14 protein-coding genes and 1 riboswitch are annotated in these 16,879 nt (G+C 34.1%); of the genes, 12 read left to right on the forward strand and 2 right to left on the reverse strand.

What is annotated here, in order from left to right; genetic code table 11:
* Positions 1-111: 111 nt before the first annotated feature.
* The 4 genes from AOB58_RS10325 to AOB58_RS10340 all read left to right on the forward strand — a co-directional run bounded on the left by AOB58_RS10325 (position 112) and on the right by AOB58_RS10340 (position 3,991).
* Positions 112-1,059, forward strand: coding sequence for a fumarylacetoacetate hydrolase family protein (locus AOB58_RS10325; protein ID WP_021338837.1), 948 nt, complete (start codon positions 112-114; stop codon positions 1,057-1,059).
* Between the two features lie 19 nt (positions 1,060-1,078).
* A complete protein-coding gene (locus AOB58_RS10330) occupies positions 1,079-1,567 on the forward strand; it encodes a DinB family protein (protein WP_002511575.1) in 489 nt (162 codons plus the stop codon).
* A gap of 29 nt (positions 1,568-1,596) precedes the next feature.
* Positions 1,597-2,709: a cupin domain-containing protein gene (locus AOB58_RS10335; protein ID WP_064783397.1), complete on the forward strand. Its 1,113-nt coding sequence runs from the start codon at positions 1,597-1,599 to the stop codon at positions 2,707-2,709.
* Between the two features lie 73 nt (positions 2,710-2,782).
* Complete coding sequence (locus tag AOB58_RS10340; protein WP_021338835.1) at positions 2,783-3,991, forward strand: FAD-dependent monooxygenase; 1,209 nt, start codon at positions 2,783-2,785, stop codon at positions 3,989-3,991.
* A gap of 82 nt (positions 3,992-4,073) precedes the next feature.
* Here AOB58_RS10340 and AOB58_RS10345 read toward each other — a convergent pair whose 3' ends face one another.
* On the reverse strand, positions 4,074-4,892 hold the full coding sequence (locus AOB58_RS10345) for an acyl-CoA thioesterase (RefSeq protein WP_021338834.1): 819 nt from the start codon (positions 4,890-4,892) through the stop codon (positions 4,074-4,076).
* A gap of 297 nt (positions 4,893-5,189) precedes the next feature.
* Between AOB58_RS10345 and AOB58_RS10350 the strand changes: the two genes are divergently transcribed.
* From AOB58_RS10350 to AOB58_RS10360, 3 genes are read left to right on the forward strand one after another with little or no spacing between them, the layout of a single operon-like run.
* Positions 5,190-6,161 (forward strand): tripartite tricarboxylate transporter substrate binding protein, encoded by a 972-nt coding sequence (locus tag AOB58_RS10350; protein WP_064783398.1) that lies wholly within the window; start codon positions 5,190-5,192, stop codon positions 6,159-6,161.
* A gap of 12 nt (positions 6,162-6,173) precedes the next feature.
* Positions 6,174-6,617 (forward strand): tripartite tricarboxylate transporter TctB family protein, encoded by a 444-nt coding sequence (locus tag AOB58_RS10355; protein ID WP_002511570.1) that lies wholly within the window; start codon positions 6,174-6,176, stop codon positions 6,615-6,617.
* A 13-nt stretch (positions 6,618-6,630) separates the two neighbouring features.
* Positions 6,631-8,130: a tripartite tricarboxylate transporter permease gene (locus AOB58_RS10360; RefSeq protein WP_021338832.1), complete on the forward strand. Its 1,500-nt coding sequence runs from the start codon at positions 6,631-6,633 to the stop codon at positions 8,128-8,130.
* Between the two features lie 383 nt (positions 8,131-8,513).
* Here AOB58_RS10360 and panE read toward each other — a convergent pair whose 3' ends face one another.
* On the reverse strand, positions 8,514-9,431 hold the full coding sequence (panE, locus tag AOB58_RS10365) for a 2-dehydropantoate 2-reductase (protein WP_021338831.1): 918 nt from the start codon (positions 9,429-9,431) through the stop codon (positions 8,514-8,516).
* Between the two features lie 306 nt (positions 9,432-9,737).
* A riboswitch (SAM riboswitch) is annotated at positions 9,738-9,842 on the forward strand.
* 91 nt (positions 9,843-9,933) lie between these two features.
* Between panE and AOB58_RS10370 the strand changes: the two genes are divergently transcribed.
* From AOB58_RS10370 to manA, 5 genes are all read left to right on the forward strand, one after another.
* A complete protein-coding gene (locus AOB58_RS10370; RefSeq protein ID WP_021338830.1) occupies positions 9,934-10,752 on the forward strand; it encodes a MetQ/NlpA family ABC transporter substrate-binding protein in 819 nt (272 codons plus the stop codon).
* A gap of 91 nt (positions 10,753-10,843) precedes the next feature.
* Positions 10,844-11,776, forward strand: a complete 933-nt coding sequence (locus AOB58_RS10375; RefSeq protein WP_021338829.1) for a lactate/malate family dehydrogenase — start codon at positions 10,844-10,846, stop codon at positions 11,774-11,776.
* Positions 11,777-11,979: 203 nt separating this feature from the next.
* Positions 11,980-13,845 carry a BglG family transcription antiterminator gene (locus AOB58_RS10380; protein ID WP_021338828.1) on the forward strand — a complete coding sequence of 622 codons (1,866 nt, stop codon included), beginning with the start codon at positions 11,980-11,982 and terminating at the stop codon, positions 13,843-13,845.
* A 79-nt stretch (positions 13,846-13,924) separates the two neighbouring features.
* Positions 13,925-15,889 (forward strand): fructose-specific PTS transporter subunit EIIC, encoded by a 1,965-nt coding sequence (locus AOB58_RS10385; RefSeq protein WP_021338827.1) that lies wholly within the window; start codon positions 13,925-13,927, stop codon positions 15,887-15,889.
* Positions 15,890-15,905: 16 nt separating this feature from the next.
* Complete coding sequence (gene manA, locus AOB58_RS10390; RefSeq protein ID WP_021338826.1) at positions 15,906-16,841, forward strand: mannose-6-phosphate isomerase, class I; 936 nt, start codon at positions 15,906-15,908, stop codon at positions 16,839-16,841.
* Positions 16,842-16,879 lie beyond the last annotated feature (38 nt).

Consider the following 16,879-nt stretch of genomic DNA (forward strand, 5'->3'; position numbering starts at 1 on the left):
TATAATTGTTTACAAATGGTGAACTCATTATCACATTAGTGGAAATCATTAGGAAGAATAAGTTTTTATTAATTAAGAAAACTTAAATTTTAAAACAAAGGGAGATATTTTATGAAACTGATTACTTTTAAAACAAATGGTTATTCTAGGTTAGGTACATTAACAGAAAAAAATGAAGTAGTAGATTTAAACTATGCATTTCAAGCTTTATTACAAAGTAAGGGTAAATTTCGTAGTGAAACGATTGCGAAAGCATATGTTCCATCTGATGCGAAGGGGTTCATTGAAGGTGGAGAAGAAAGTTTAAACTATGCTAAAGAAGCAATTGATTTTGCGCAAGCTAAACCAGATGTATTTAATCATCAATTAATTTATAAAAAAGAAGACGTAAAAATAGAGGCGCCTATTCAAAATCCAGGAAAAATGTTTTGTGTAGGACATAATTATGAGGAACACATTAAAGAAATGGGTCGTGACTTACCTGAAAATCCAGTAGTATTTGCTAAATTTGATAATACAATTGTTGGTCCAGAAGACGATATTGTTCATTATCCTATCTCAGATAAATTAGATTACGAAGCGGAACTTGCTTTTGTAATAGGTAAAGAAGCAAAAAATGTATCTGAAGCAGACGCACTTAATTATGTAGCAGGGTACACAATCGTTAACGATGTAACTTACCGTGATATTCAGCAAAGAACTTTACAATGGCTACAAGGAAAAACAGTCGATGGCACAGCGCCAATGGGTCCATGGATTATGACTTCTGATGAATTACAAGATCCAGACGGATTAGAGTTGGTACTCACTTTAAATGGTGAAGAAATGCAACGTTCAAATACATCTAATCATGTATTCACAGTTCAAAAATTAGTTGCTTTCTTATCTGGATTAGCAACATTGAAACCAGGAGATATCGTTTTAACAGGTACACCAGGTGGCGTAGGTTCAGCTCGTGATCCACAAGTATTTATGAAAGAAGGCGATGTCGTAAAAATAGAAATCGATAAAATAGGTGCTTTAGAAAATAAAGTAGTTGCAGAAAATAAACAAAAATAAATTTAAAGGAGCATATAAAATGTCGAAAATAGAAACGTATATCGAATCAATTCAACATACTTTAGATAATATTTTAGAAGAAGTAGATGGATTACCAGAAGAAACAATACGTTGGAACCCAACAGAAGATGAATGGTCTATTTTACAAATTTTAAATCATGTTAAAGAAGCGACTTCATATTGGTTAAGCGAAACTGAAACAGTATTATCAGAACCGGGTTCAAAATGGGGAAGAGGTTTGAAAGATGAAGCTAGATTAGAAGCAGTGTCTAACCCAGAAGCATTAAATGTTGAAAATGTTATACAATCAATTTCGAATTTGAAAGACGAAGTAAATGAAAGACTTTCAAAAATTGACGAAAGCCGTTTAACAGAAGAAAATCCACATCGAAATTTCGAAAAGTTTGGTAATAAACCAGTTTCATTTATCATTGAACATTTTATTGATGAGCATATTGAAAAGCATCTTGGACAAATTAAAAGAAATTTAAGTAAAGTGCCTGAATAAAATTATATTATAAAGGGGAGAATTTTTTTATGGCAGACAAAGGAAGTTTCTTACAAGACAGTGATGTAAAAGATTTCACACGAGATATTCAACAATATAACTTAGGACCTCTTTGGGAAGCTATTCCTGAAGTAATGAATAAGACGCCACAATCACATGCACAAGCTTATTTATGGAGTGGTGAATTGTTGAAGAAAAAATTATCAGAGGCAGCGGAAATATTTACGCCTGACAGAGGTAGCGAGCGTCGTGCTATCTATTTTCAAAATCCAGGTTTAACTTATCGTCAACCATGGGGGCATGTATCAACAACTCAGACGCTTTATGCAGCAGTGCAATTATTACAACCAGGAGAAGAAGCTCCTTCACATCGTCATACGCAAAGTGCACTCAGATTTATAACTGACGGTGAGGGCGCTTATACAATTGTTCAAGGTGAACGTATATTTATGGAAGAAGGGGATTTTTTAACAACGCCTAAAAATTTATGGCATGGTCATGGCCATTTAGGTGATGAACCAATGATATGGATGGATGCGTTAGATATTCCTACTATTTATAATCTAGGTGGTACGTTCTTTGAACCATACGAAGATGGATTGCAACAACCTGATGTTCCTGATAACTTCTCTGAAAAAAGATATCAGGGTGGAATGGTACGTCCAATTGGTGATGACAAATTTGATGTAGCACCACTGGCTAACTATAAATGGGATCGCACTGTAGATGCAATCAACGGTTTGATGAACTTTGAACCTGATCCATATGATGGATTTACAGTTGAATATATTAATCCATCAACAGGAAAATCTGCTAACCCAACCGTTGGCTCTAGAATGACACATTTACCTAAAGGACATCATACAAAGGCACATAGACATACTCACTCAGTTATATATTGTGTGCATAGAGGATCTGGATATACTGTTATTAATGGTACGAAATTTAATTGGAAAAAAGGGGATTACTTTGTAGTACCAAACTGGAATTGGCATGAACATGTAGCAAGTGAAGATTCATATTTATTCTCAGTAAATGATATTCCTATTATGAATCGTTTTGAGTTAGAAAGAGGAGATAGTTTAGAGGAAAACAAGGGGCATCAAAAAATAATAGACGAATTCACAGGGGATTTTCGTTAATCGTATTAGATGATACAAATAGCTTAATCACTATATATTAAAAGTTGATTTTTAAAACAAGGGGGTAAACATCATGAGTAATGAAAATAAAAAAATGATCATTATTGGTGGCGGTATCGGAGGTTTAGCAACAGCTTTGGGTGCTGCTCAGAATGGAAATGATGTTAAGGTTTTAGAAAAGGCACCAGAAATTAAAGAAATTGGCGCGGGTATTCAACTTGCAGCGAATGGTACGAATGTATTACAAAAATTAGGCGTAATGGATAAGATTAATGAAGTAGCTGTTTTTCCAAAACGATTAGTATTAATGAACGCATTTACAGGTGAAGAATTATCTGCGCTAGACATCGATTCGACTTATCGTGAGAGATATGGTGCACCTTATATCGTACTTCATCGTTCTGATTTGCATCGTATTTTATTAGAAGCATGTGAAGAACATCCTAATGTGGAATTATCTACAAATCAATACATCAAAAATATAGAAACAAAAAGCAACGGAGATGTAAAAGTCACAGCTAAAAATGGTGATAGTCATGAAGCAAATGCCGTTATCGGTGCAGATGGTTTATGGTCTACTACACGTGGTTATTTAATTGATGACGAGCCTATTTGTTCAGGATATGTTGCATATAGAGGTGCAATTCCAATGGAAGAAGTTACTAATATTGGTAATTTAGACGATGTTTATATGTGGATTGGTCCTGATATGCATGTTGTACAATATCCAGTACGTAAAGGTGAACTTTATAATCAAGTTGTTGTGTTTAAAAGTAAAAACTATCAACCAGGTAATGAACTAGCAGATGATTGGGGCACACCAGAAGAAATGGATGAAGTATTCTCTGGAACATGTGATAAAGTGCAAACTGCAGTTTCCTATATTTCAAGACAAAAAAGATGGCCAATGTTTGATCGTAAGCCGATTGATAAATGGTCAGAAGGTAACTTTACATTAATTGGTGACGCCGCACACCCAATGTTACAATATCTTGCTCAAGGTGCATGCCAAGCTTTAGAAGATGCATCATTCATGGCTGATATGTTAGAAAAACATGAAACGAATTATGAAAAGGCATTTACAGAATTTGAAGAAGAGCGTAAACCACGCACGACATTTGTACAAGAAAATGCACGTGTATGGGGCGAAATCATACATGGTAAAAATAAAGTAAATAATCTATTAAGAAACGCAATTTTGAAAGCGCGTACAGAACATGATTATCAATATGTAGACCAATATCATGGTGGGCATTTTCAAAGTGAAGAAGTAAGTCATTAAAAGAATTCATAAATTGAGCTATAAAGCATCTATGTTGTAGATGCTTTATAGCTCTTTTTAATTCTCATGAAATTTAAAATGTTTATTCTTTGTAATAAACAAATTGACTCGTTGTCGCAAGTAAATTTCCGTCATAACTCCATATTTCTCCAGTTTGGTCAAAGAAGCCATCATAGAATTTAAGTGCACGTGTATGGCCTAAGACTTCTCGATTACCATTCATTTTAAGTGTTTCTGAATCAGCATGAAAATAAATAGTAAGCGAAACTGTTCCAATAGGTACCATTTTTTCACGACGTACCCAAATACGTGGAAAGAAAGCATCACATATTGAAGTAAGTGAGAGAAAATCAAGGTTTCTCTTTGGATTGTCTTGTATCCATTGAAGTGTCGTAGAATCATGAGCATTGTTAGATTGTGTTTGTGATAATGCGAGTGGTGCCCCTTTAATAATTCGTATATCATAATTCTGTAACCAAGGTGGTGCACCCTCTATTGATGGAAGCGCAACATTTTCAGCAGCTGGTACATTAGGGAACGCTATCTCGGTAGTAGACCAAGTATCTCGTCGTTGAGCAGTAACAGCCGTTCCAGTAATAACAGTTTTAGCATTTTGAGAAAGCACAATATACCAATGCTGAGTGGATCGATTTGTTCGAGTAGGTATTGCTTTAATATTAAAATCGCCATCAGCTACAGGTGCTGCGTAGTTAATAGTTAACGCAGCTGGTTCTCCTAATCGTTCTGGATGTTCTAAGACAGTACGAAGCAACGTAGATGCAATAACGCCACCAAACGGTCCAATCATATTGGCATACTTTTCGGACGTATGGCCATTATAAGCACCTGGCGTTTCTTCAGTTAGTTGTGTAGCTTTATCAAATGGATGATTCTGTCCCATAGTAAATCCCCCAAATATTACAATTAATTATCGTTTATACATACATAGTATAACCTGTTTTAGTTGGTTTAAGCATTGATTTTAAGCAATACCTAAAATGATAAAGGCTGAGGTTATATTTCAAAATTGTTTTTAATACTGAATATTTTATTACTATCTTAATATGACTTTTAAAATATTAACATCCGATTCTGAAAAGTATAAAAAAAATAAAATATTGTTTAATTATTCTTAATTATCTGATAATATAAAATTAGTTTGTAAACGTTTTCAATAAAGGGGGATTAAGATGAAAAGATGGGGATTTTAATTGTCATTTTTTCAGTTGTACTAGCAAGTTGTGGTAAAGAAAATAATTCGAGTGCATCGGATAAACAATTTCCCAATGAAACGATAGAAATCGTTGCGCCAGCTTCTCCAGGAGGCGGTTGGGATACTACAGCACGTGCGATACAAAAAATTATGATTGATGAAGACTTAACTAAACAAAATGTTAATGTGATTAATAAACCTGGAGGTGGCGGAGAAGTCGGCTGGCAATATTTAAAATCACGTTCGCCGAATACGATTTCTATCAACTCAAGTTTATTATTATCTAACAAGGAATTGGGATTAAGTGATTTAGGTACAGATGACTTTACACCTATTGCGATTTTAGCAACAGAGTGGATTAGTTTAACAGCATCTAATCAATCTAATTTAAGTTCTGGTAAAGAAGTGATGGAAAAGCTAAAAAAAGATCCAGAATCCTTAACCATAGGTGTTGCACCAGGTTTAGGTAACAATGACCACTTAGCTTTTGTACAAGCAGCGAAGGAATATGGCGTTGATATAGATAAAATCGATTTCCTAGTGTATAAAAGCGGAGGAGATTTGCAAACCGCTTTATTAGGTGGACATGTAGATGTTGCTTCTACTGCTGTCTCTGAAGTAAAAGAACAACACCAAACTGGAAAATTAAAAATGTTAGCAGTAACATCTGATAAACCGGTTGAAGGCATCGAAGAGGTGCCTACTTGGGAAGAACAAGGTGTTGATGTCGTCTTTCCACATTGGCGTGGCGTCATGGGGCCGAAAGATATGACACCAGAACAAATTGCCTATTGGGATGAAACAATGCAAGATGTAGTGAAATCAGATAGATGGCAAAAAATAAGAAAGAACAACGACTGGGAGAATTATTATAAAGATAGCGAAGAAAGTGAGAAATTTTTAAAAGAACAACGTAAGAAATATAAAAAACTAGTCGAAGATTCAGGTCTGAAATAAGGGGGAGTATAAATGTCACGACTTGTCTTTCCAGTATTATTAATATTATTTGGTCTTATTTATTTAGTATTAACTATAAATATACCTAAATCGAACATTGGCGATCCTAATAGTCCGATGTATTTTCCAATGTTAGTTGGTTTATTGCTTTTGATAATGAGTATTATTTATTTCTTTCAAGAATTCAAAAAACGTCATGAAGATTTTACAGCCTTTTCACAATTACTAGAGAGGAAAACATTTATACGTATCGTCTTAACAATTGTTTTAACAGTAATATACGCTTTAATATTCGAACGTCTTGGCTTTTTAATTTCAACAATTATATTCTTAGGTGCCATTATGTTCTTAATTAACGGATATAAAAGATGGTTACAGAATATTTTAGTTACGGTGATTTTTTCTGGCATTGCATGGTACACATTTGCACAATTATTGAATGTCAGTTTACCTTAAGGAGGGTGATTAAATGGGGATTGATGCAGGTAGTTTTTTAGAAGGATTATCAACAGCGTTTCATCCGATGAACCTTTTATGGGTCCTTATCGGTGGTTTTCTAGGTACTGTGGTAGGTATGTTACCTGGATTAGGACCTGCGACTGCGGTTGCAGTACTCATACCTGTGACATTTGGTATGGAACCCGTAAGCGCATTGATTTTAATGGTTTCGATTTATTATGGTGCCATGTATGGTGGCTCGAGAAGTTCGATTTTGTTAAATACACCAGGTGATGGCTCAGCCATTGCAGCTACATTCGATGGTTATCCAATGACCAAAAATGGAGAGGCGGGTAAAGCCCTAACGATCTCAGCTATAGCTTCGTTAATTGGAGGTATTACTGCGGTGTTTGGTTTTATCATTTTAGCTAAGCCGTTATCTGCCTTTGCTTTGAAATTTGGTCCTCAAGAGTACTTTTTATTATTCTTATTTACGCTTTCAGCTATTGTAACTTTATCGTCAGGGAAGATGGTCAAAGGGTTCATTGCGACAAGTATTGGTTTAATCATTAGTACAGTAGGGGTAGATTTACAAACAAGTATTTATCGTTTCACATTTGATTTACCTCATTTAAGTGAAGGTATCAACTTCTTAGTCGTTATCATTGGTGTATATGCCGTAGCAGAAGTATTATATAATTATTTACATTTAGATGCATTGAAACCACCTAAAGCTGATGTAGGATCAATGAAATTATCTAAGGAAGATATAAAGAACACAAGAGGCGCTATGCTTCGCCAAAGTCCTATTGGTTTCTTAATCGGTGTATTACCAGGAGCCGGCGGCTCTATTGCGGCAATGTTAAGTTATTCAACTGAAAAACAAATATCTAAAAATGGTAAGAATTTCGGGAAAGGTCAAATAGAAGGCGTAGCTGCGCCAGAAGCTTCTAATAATGCTGCTTCAGTAGGTGCTTTAATCCCGTTATTAACGATGGGCGTACCAGGATCAGGAACAACAGCTGTAATTTTAGGTGCAGTCGTTATGCTAGGTTTACAACCAGGACCTTTATTATTTGCAAATGAGCCTGAAACGATATGGACACTCGTTAATAGCATGTTTATTGGTAATATATTCTTAGTCATTTTGAACATTGCTTTAATAGGATTACTGTTAAAAATATTACGTACACCACCCAAAGTGTTATATCCTATTATTTTGGTGCTAGCGTTTATCGGTACATATACATTAGGTTATAGTATCACTGATTTCTATATTCTAATTATTTTCGGTATTATCGGCTTAGTTATGAAATTATTAGATTTCCCGGCTGCGCCTTTAATTTTGGCAGCAATCGTAGGTTCAGATATGGAGCAGAATTTTCGTAAAAGCTTAATAGTGAGTAATAACAATGTAGCAGATATCTTTTTGGCATCCCCAATTAGTATCGTATTGACATTGATGACTATTTTAGCGCTGTTCTATCCACTGATTATAAAAGGATTTAAAAGAATGAAAGTGAAAAAATAACATAATAAATCTACTCATTATGTTATGTCATGAGAGGTTTCAAAACGTAGATAAACCAAGTGCTATAAAAGCATTTGGTTTATTTTTTATAGATGTTTTTCCTTGAGATAATCTTTGTTTATCAATTTCTTTACTAAATTTACAAGGAAATGGAAGAATTCTTTTTCGCTAATTCATTTATATATTTGTTGTCCTATATTTAGTTACATCAATGAATCAAGGCAGTGATTTGTGTCGACCCCGCGGGAAAAGTACTAGCCGAATACTATAGGATGGCTCATGCCTGCTGAAAGTGTGTACAAAAAGTGCCGACAAAGTCTTCAACTTTGTCGGCACTATGCAACTACTCATTAAGTTCTATAAACAACGATTTTAAATAGTTATTATTGAAGCATTTCCTTATATACTTTTTGGTTTTGATAAACAGTAGTTAGCAGAGGTGCATTTAATTGGTATGATGCTGCTAAATTTAACAAATAACCTTGTAAATGATCTGCTTCAATATTTAATCCTTTTTCCATATCTCGTTGCATAGAAGTCTTGAAGTGATAGGATAATTTCGGCAGTGATTTCATATATTGATCGACGATATTATCCGAAATAGGCGCACTATGTGTACGCATAATTGAAGCGACTTCATTGTATAGTGACTCAATAAAATCAACGCCTCCCACGCTATCACGAATTGGTCCAATTGGTGCATGCATGAGTGTAGTAAGACTTGATAGTACAGTGATCATTAAATATTTATGCCACATACCTTGCTGGATATTTGAACTTAAAATAAATTCAGCTTTGGTATTTGAAAAAGCTTGAGCAATTTGTTCAGCACGTTCACTTTGATCACCATTTAATTCACCAAAAAAGAGTTTGTCAAAAGGACTTGTATGAACGATTTCACCAACGGGGTTTAAAGTCGTTTCAATAACGCAATAACCACCCATAATTTTATTTTCACCGAAAGTTGATTGTAACTTTGGTAGATGTGCGATTCCATTAAGTAATGGAATAATCACTGTATTACCGTTAACAAATGGTGTTAAATCTTCAAGCGCATGTTCTAAATGATAAGACTTAGAAGACAAGAGCACTATATCGAATGGTTTCACACGGTCTTTTCTTGTAATAAGTTGAGGGTTAAAGTGATAGTCACCCTTTTCGCTATGAATAGATAGACCATTACGCTCTAGATATGATTTTCTTTTTGAACGTACTAGAAATGTAACGTTTTGACCACCTTCAGCTAAGCGACCACCAAAGTAGCCCCCGATACCACCTGCTCCTAAGACTAAAATTCTCATTATTATGCAACTCCTCGTGTTATGTATTATTTCTATCTTGTTAATATATATATATACCACTTCATAAAATTATTACGCATATTTTATATATATTTTATATTATTATTGTAGATGTATATATTAAATTAAGGTGTTATTTTTTCTTTAGCTTCTCAAATTATAAAGTTAACTATCAGAATGATTATTGTTTCACATGGAACGAAGTGGAAATATTTATGAAAACAAATGATTTAGAATTTTCTAAAAACTCATTGACTAATCATGAGTGCGATGCTAGGATTAAAACAATCAAATACATATGATTTACTCTTATCTAGAGTGGTGGAGGGATGTGCCCTATGAAGCCCAGCAACCGTCGTTTTTGAAATGGTGCTAATTCACAGAAAGTAATTTTACTTTCAAAGATGAGGGAAGGTGGATACTTTCTCTTGAAAACCAAGAGAAAGTATTTTTTATACATAGCTTTAGTCGTAAATTAAAACAAATTATAAGGAGAGATTTGATGAAAAGGGTTACAAGTTTAGTTTCGTTATTAGTATTAGCAGTTATATTAGCAGCGTGCGGAAATTCAAAGGGTGAAGGTGAGGATAAAAAAATTACGATAGCAACGTCTCCTGCACCACATGGCGAAGTGCTAAAACACGCTAAAAAAGCAATGAAAGAAGAAGGTTATGAATTAGAAATTAAGACAGTGAATGACTATAAAGTGCCTAATAAATTATTAGATAAAGGCGATGTAGATGCAAACTTTTTCCAACACGTGCCTTATCTAAAAGCTGAAAAAGAAGATCATAACTATAATATTGAAGAAGTAGGAAAAGTCTTAACTACGCCAATGGGTGTGTACAGTAAAAAATATAAAGATATTAATGATATCCCTAAAGGCTCAACAATTTATGTATCGAACAATCCTGCTGAAGAAGGACGCTTCTTATCATTTTTTGTTGATAAAGGTTTAATTAAAATTAAAAAAGGTGTAAATATTGAAGATGCAAAATTTGAGGATATTGTAGAAAATAAAAAGGATTTAAAATTCAATAATAAACAAGGTGCTGAATTTTTACCAAAAACATATAACAGCAAAGAAGGCGCGGCAGTTATTATGAATTCCAACTATGCTATCGATAATGGACTAACACCACATAAAGATTCGATTGCAGTTGAGGATAAATCATCACCATTTGCAAATATAGTCGCAGTTCAAAAAGGCCATAAAGATGATAAAAAATATCAAACGTTAATTAAAGTACTACAATCAAAAGATACACAAGACTTTATTAAAAAAGAATACGGTCAAGACGTCATTCCGTATGAAAAATAGGTTGTCATAGATAACACAATAAATTGGTTACATTTTATATAGTAATTAAAAGTACCATATATTAATATTCTATAAATAAGGCGGGGATAAAATGTCCAAAATAGGAATCATTGGGCTTGGTAAAGTAGGGAGCCAAGTACTTACAGACGTCCAAAATTTAAATTTATTCTCAGATATTGTATTAATTGATACAGATACCGAAAGAGCAAGTGGTGAAGCACTGGATAGTTTGCACACACAAGGTTTACCTAATTCAACCCACATCAATATTCGCGAGGGCAATTACAATGATTTAACTGAAGCCTCCTTCATTGTAATTACAGCAAGTGTGCCAACAGATCCTAATGAGGGTGACCGGGTATTGCTTGCGAAAGGTAATCGAATTATGATTGAAGGAGTCATGAAACAAATTAATCAAGTGACACAAGATGCGATTGTTATTTTAGTTTCCAATCCAGTAGATACGATTACTTATATGAGCAATGCATCTCAGTATCCTTCACATAAAATAATTGGTACTGGTACATCTTTGGAAACATCTCGATTTAAAACATTGATTGCGTCATATTACCAAGTTGACCCTAAGAATGTTGAAGCGTTTGTGATTGGAGAACACGGGCAACATGCAGTTCCTGTATGGAGTAAAGTTAGAATTTATGGCATGACATTAGATGAATTTCAACAATTGACGGATACTCCACCTATAGATAAAACGCGCATAACTTCAGAAATAGATCAGGTATCTATGGATGTATTTTATAAAAAAGGATGGACAAATGTAGCGATATCGAAAGTAGTTAATTATTTAATACAAGCAATTGCATTAAACCAGCAGAGCATCATGCCGTTAACTTCAATAAGTAATGAATATGGTTTGAATGAGAGTGCCTTTAGCCTACCTACATTAGTGGGACGTGAAGGTATTAAACAGAGGTTTGAAATTCAACTTAGTCCAACAGAAATTGCGCAACTCAAAGAGGCGCATCGATATATAAAACAAACAATTAGTAAAGTAACAAATTAATAATTGAGAGATAGTAACGAATGAAAAATTCAGTTGCTATCTCTTTTTTTATTTAAAATAAGCATTTATAGCAGAAATTAAGGTGATGTTAAATAAACAGTGAACTCCTTGCTTATATAATGAGTTATAGCTACAATGTATTTGATATTATAGGTAACGCTTACTAATAAGGCGTGTAAGAATGTGGAAAGTGCGGTGCAGCTATGCAAGAAAGACATGCTAAACTTATTCGTTTAATATTAAATAATAGTAATGATTATTTAAGTGCAAACGAAATAGCGAACTACTTGAATGTTTCCAACAGAACTGTACGAAGTGATATTAAATATATTAATAGTGAGTTAGTGAAAGAACTAATTGTTAGTGTAAAGGGTCGAGGTTATAAAATGAACCGTACCTTATATAGCGTGGAACAATTAGCAGAAATCGTTACAGCATATACGAATAAAGAAAGTGAAATACTGTTGAAAATAGGGTACCAATTGCTAATGCATCAACAACCCATGACTGTTGATCAATTGGAAAATGACTTTGGCTTAACAAGATCAGAAGTAAATGACTATTTAAAGAGAATACAATCATGGTGTACCTCATTTGATATTAATGTAAATATTTCTAAGAAAAAAGGTATTACAGTTAATGGTAACGAAATGAATATAAGAAATGCGATTCTCCATTTAAATCAGCTCTCTACAAAACACCAGACTGTAGAGCAATTCATTCTAAATGAAATACCGGAAGCACATATCCAAATGATATTTCAAATTATTAAAAATAACTTAAGTGATTACCAAATACAAACTTCCGATATTCGAATTCGACAATTGCTCATACATCTTATTATTATCTTTAAAAGAAACAATGACAATGACGCTTCGTGGGTTGTAGATGAAGAATCACAAATTATAGCACAGCATTGCATAGACGAAATAAATCGTAAATTAGCATATGGTCTAAGTGATGAAACAGCTAAATTGTTTTCATTTTTTATTAGTTACTATTTTAATAAATACGATTTAGGCTTAGAAAAAGTGTTCGTTAAAAGTTATATCGATAGAATGATATATCAAATGGAAAAAAGTGTTGGAGTGAATTTTACTAAAGATAAAGCATTACGTGACAATGTTTATTCACATTTTAGTAGAACCTACTTACGTATTGCTAAAAATGTCTATATTAACAATCCATTAACTGAAGATATAAAAAAACATTATCCTTTTGTTTTTAACACATTATATGAAACAGTAAATCATTTGTCTAAAGACGCAAAAATAAATCTAGTAGAAGATGAAATTGCATTTTTAGCATTACATTTTCAATCATCAATAGATCGTAATGAAAAAAATCGTTTTAATATCGTAATTACTTGCTACTATGGTTTGGGTATTTCAAGTTTATTGGAAGCTAAAATAGCAAATTTAGATGATAGGATACACGTGATAGATACATTGAAATTAGAAAATGTGTCACAGTATGATTTTTCAGGTGTCGATGCTTTGATTACGACGCATTTTATAGATAAACTTCAGGTGCCAGATACATTACAAGTAATGGAGGTTTCTCCATTATTTTCCAATGAAGATGCTAATAAAATTCAATCATTTATACGCCATAAGCAAAATCCTGTGCTAAATCAGGATGAATTAGCAGCCATTCAATTTGATGTACACTCAGACAAGCAAGAGCTAACAGAAGCATCCTATGTATTTGAACAGGCGCAAATTATTTTTGGGGACAACCATTCAGTTAGCGAAAAATATATCCAAAGTGCTTTGGAAAGAGAAAAATTTTCTTCTACTTTTATAGGAAATGGGATTAGTATTCCCCACGGCGATCCTGAAAAGGTACTGAAATCACACGTGGTGATTTTTAAAAACATGCAGGGTTTTGGCTGGAAACAAAATCGAGCGAAATTAGTCTTTTTCTTAGCAATAGCAGAACAAGATATTCCAGCTATGAAAAAGATTATTCATACGATAGCCAATTTAACTGAAAATGATGTAGATCAGTTGTTAGTGCTTGAAGATCAAATTTTAAGGGATAAAGTAATTCAGTTAGTGAAAGAATAATTGCCACTACTAACGGCAATTATTCTTTTTTATTTATTCATGAATGCGTTTACAATTAAAAGTAAGGAGGATGAACGTTATGAAAATATTAGCGATAACATCGTGTCCAAATGGGATAGCACACACGTATATGGCTCAAGAGAAATTAGAGCAAGCAGGTAAAGAAATGAGTATAGACATTAAAGTAGAGACGCAGGGAGGCGTTGGTGCTGAAAATGTTTTGACATCGAAAGAAATTAGAGAAGCGGATGGGATTATTATTGCCGCAGATCGCCAAGTAGATTTATCTCGATTTGATGGGAAATTATTAATCAATGAAAGTGTTCGAGAAGGTATTCATAAACCACAAGAACTCATTCAACGTATTATCGATAAAGATGCACACATACATCATGAAGCTAATGCGACAGGTGCTTCTAATCAAGATGATGAGGAGCAAAAAAGTGGCATGCAAATGATATACCAACATTTGATGAATGGTGTTTCATTTATGGTTCCATTTATCGTTGTTGGTGGACTATTGATGGCAATTGCATTGACTTTAGGGGGTAAAGCTACACCTGAGGGGTTAGTAATACCAGAAGATTCATTTTGGAAATCAATTGAAAATATCGGTAATTTAGCATTTAGCTTTATGGTTCCTATCTTGGCAGGTTATATTGCTGTAAGCATTGCAGATAAACCGGGGCTTGTGCCAGGGATGATTGGTGGTGCGATAGCTGCTGATGGTAGTTTTTATGGTAGTGACGCAGGTGCAGGTTTTTTAGGCGGTATCGTAGCAGGTTTCATAGCAGGTTATATTGCAAAATGGATAAAAAATATTAAAATACCAAAAGCAATGGCTCCAATTATGCCGATTATCATTATACCGATAATATCTTCACTGATCGTAGGGCTCATTTTTATTTTCTTAATTGGCGCACCGATTGCTAGTATTTTTGAAGGCTTAACGACATGGTTGAAAGGTATGCAAGGAACAAATATCGTAATTTTAGCGTTGATTATTGGAGCAATGATTGCTTTTGATATGGGTGGACCAGTAAATAAAGTTGCATTTCTATTTGGTTCAGCATTGATTGCTGAAGGAAATTATGCAGTCATGGGTATGGTTGCTGTTGCAGTATGTACACCACCTATTGGTCTAGGTCTTGCAACATTTATCAACAAACGCAAGTTTAATAAAGGTGAAGTAGAAATGGGTAAAGCTTCATTTACAATGGGATTATTTGGTATAACGGAAGGTGCGATTCCTTTTGCTGCTCAAGATCCTTTACGTATTATACCTTCTAATATGATAGGTGCCATGATTGCAGCGGCGATTGCAGCAATTGGTGGCGTAGGTGACAGAGTAGCACACGGTGGACCTATCGTAGCTGTGCTTGGTGGTATTGACCAAGTGCTCTGGTTCTTTATAGCAGTGATTGTAGGTAGTGTTGTGACAATGTTCTCAGTGTTAACACTAAGAAGAAAAACACCAGCAATAGCTGGAGATGCAGCGCATACAGAAGCAGGAATGACAGAACAAAGTCAGAATGATTCAGAAGTAACTGCGCAAAATAGCGCTGAAGAAAAAGAAGATAAACAATCAACAACAGATGATGAGATTGAAGTATTTCAGCAAGAGGTAATTGAAATATCAGAGAAGAAATTGACAAGAGACGAAGCAATTGAACATCTTGTAGATCAATTAGATAAATATGATTACATTACAGATATGGAAAAACTGAAAGCAGACGTCTTAAAACGAGAAATGGAGTCGACAACGGCTATAGGCATGAATGTGGCAATACCTCATGCCAAGTCAGATGCAGTGAAAAAACCAATCGTAGCAGTTATGAATAATAAGCAAGGCGTGAATTGGGATAGCTTAGATGGCACATTGCCAAAAATTGTTTTCTTAATTGCAGTACCAAGTGATAGTAGTGATACGCACTTGAAATTGTTACAGCGTTTATCTAGAGCGCTAATGGATGATAATATTCGTCAAAGTTTAATCGATGCAACACATACAGAACAAATATACGATATACTAAAAGAAATATAATTGGAGGTATGAGCATATGCCATTATTCTTACAACCTGTTTTTCAAGAACGTATCTGGGGTGGTACGGCTTTAAAATCATTCAATTATGATATTCCTAATGAATATACGGGTGAATGTTGGGGGATATCAGCACATCCTAATGGACCGAATATAATTGAGAATGGTAAACATAAAGGTAAAACATTAGAAGCAGTATGGAATGAAGATAAAGCATTATTTGGTGAAACTGGTGATACTAAATTCCCTTTATTAACGAAAATATTAGATGCAAACGATAAATTATCAGTTCAAGTCCATCCAAATGATGAATACGCACAAAAATATGAAGGTGAATATGGCAAAACAGAGTGTTGGTATATTCTAGATGCACAAGAAGATGCAGAGATTATTTATGATGTTAACGCTAAAAATCAGGATGAATTAAACGAAATGATTGATCGACAACAATTTGAGACACTTTTTAAAACAGTAAAAGTACAAGCAGGAGATTTCTTCTATGTACCAGCTGGAACAGTACACGCAATAGGAAAAGGTATTATGATTTTAGAAACGCAACAATCTTCGGATACGACATATAGAATATACGATTATGATCGTGTAGATAAAGATGGAAATAAACGTGATTTGCACTTAGAACAGAGTAAAGCTGTAATTCATCTTTCAGAAGATTCACCTAACACGACGGCAATACATGAAAATATCCAAGGGCAGCAGTACACACAATTTGTGTCTAATGATTTTTTCACAGTTGAACGTTGGGTGATCGCTGGTAACTTAAATTATAGAAAACCGCATGACTATTGTCTTGTTTCAATTGTTGAAGGTAGCGGACAAATTACTGTAGATGGAAGCGACTATAGTTTAAACAAAGGTACGCACTTTATACTGACAACAGAAGATACAGAGATAAAATTTAATGGTGACATGACGATGATTGTCAGCCATGTATAAATAAGGAGAGGCAAGATGAATTTGATTTGTCACATGGC

The sequence above is a fragment of the Staphylococcus sp. AntiMn-1 genome, from assembly GCF_001663395.1.
Lineage (GTDB): Bacteria > Bacillota > Bacilli > Staphylococcales > Staphylococcaceae > Staphylococcus > Staphylococcus equorum.

Excerpts from the sequence above, each read along its gene's own strand:
- AOB58_RS10335 (WP_064783397.1), top strand. The coding sequence starts at position 1,597 with ATGGCAGACAAAGGAAGTTTCTTACAAGACAGTGATGTAAAAGATTTC.
- AOB58_RS10350 (WP_064783398.1), top strand. The coding sequence starts at position 5,190 with ATGGGGATTTTAATTGTCATTTTTTCAGTTGTACTAGCAAGTTGTGGT.
- manA (WP_021338826.1), top strand. The coding sequence starts at position 15,906 with ATGCCATTATTCTTACAACCTGTTTTTCAAGAACGTATCTGGGGTGGT.
- AOB58_RS10375 (WP_021338829.1), top strand. The coding sequence starts at position 10,844 with ATGTCCAAAATAGGAATCATTGGGCTTGGTAAAGTAGGGAGCCAAGTA.
- AOB58_RS10325 (WP_021338837.1), top strand. The coding sequence starts at position 112 with ATGAAACTGATTACTTTTAAAACAAATGGTTATTCTAGGTTAGGTACA.
- panE (WP_021338831.1), bottom strand. The coding sequence starts at position 9,431 with ATGAGAATTTTAGTCTTAGGAGCAGGTGGTATCGGGGGCTACTTTGGT.
- AOB58_RS10345 (WP_021338834.1), bottom strand. The coding sequence starts at position 4,892 with ATGGGACAGAATCATCCATTTGATAAAGCTACACAACTAACTGAAGAA.
- AOB58_RS10370 (WP_021338830.1), top strand. The coding sequence starts at position 9,934 with ATGAAAAGGGTTACAAGTTTAGTTTCGTTATTAGTATTAGCAGTTATA.
- AOB58_RS10360 (WP_021338832.1), top strand. The coding sequence starts at position 6,631 with ATGGGGATTGATGCAGGTAGTTTTTTAGAAGGATTATCAACAGCGTTT.
- AOB58_RS10385 (WP_021338827.1), top strand. The coding sequence starts at position 13,925 with ATGAAAATATTAGCGATAACATCGTGTCCAAATGGGATAGCACACACG.
- AOB58_RS10340 (WP_021338835.1), top strand. The coding sequence starts at position 2,783 with ATGAGTAATGAAAATAAAAAAATGATCATTATTGGTGGCGGTATCGGA.
- AOB58_RS10380 (WP_021338828.1), top strand. The coding sequence starts at position 11,980 with ATGCAAGAAAGACATGCTAAACTTATTCGTTTAATATTAAATAATAGT.
- AOB58_RS10330 (WP_002511575.1), top strand. The coding sequence starts at position 1,079 with ATGTCGAAAATAGAAACGTATATCGAATCAATTCAACATACTTTAGAT.
- AOB58_RS10355 (WP_002511570.1), top strand. The coding sequence starts at position 6,174 with ATGTCACGACTTGTCTTTCCAGTATTATTAATATTATTTGGTCTTATT.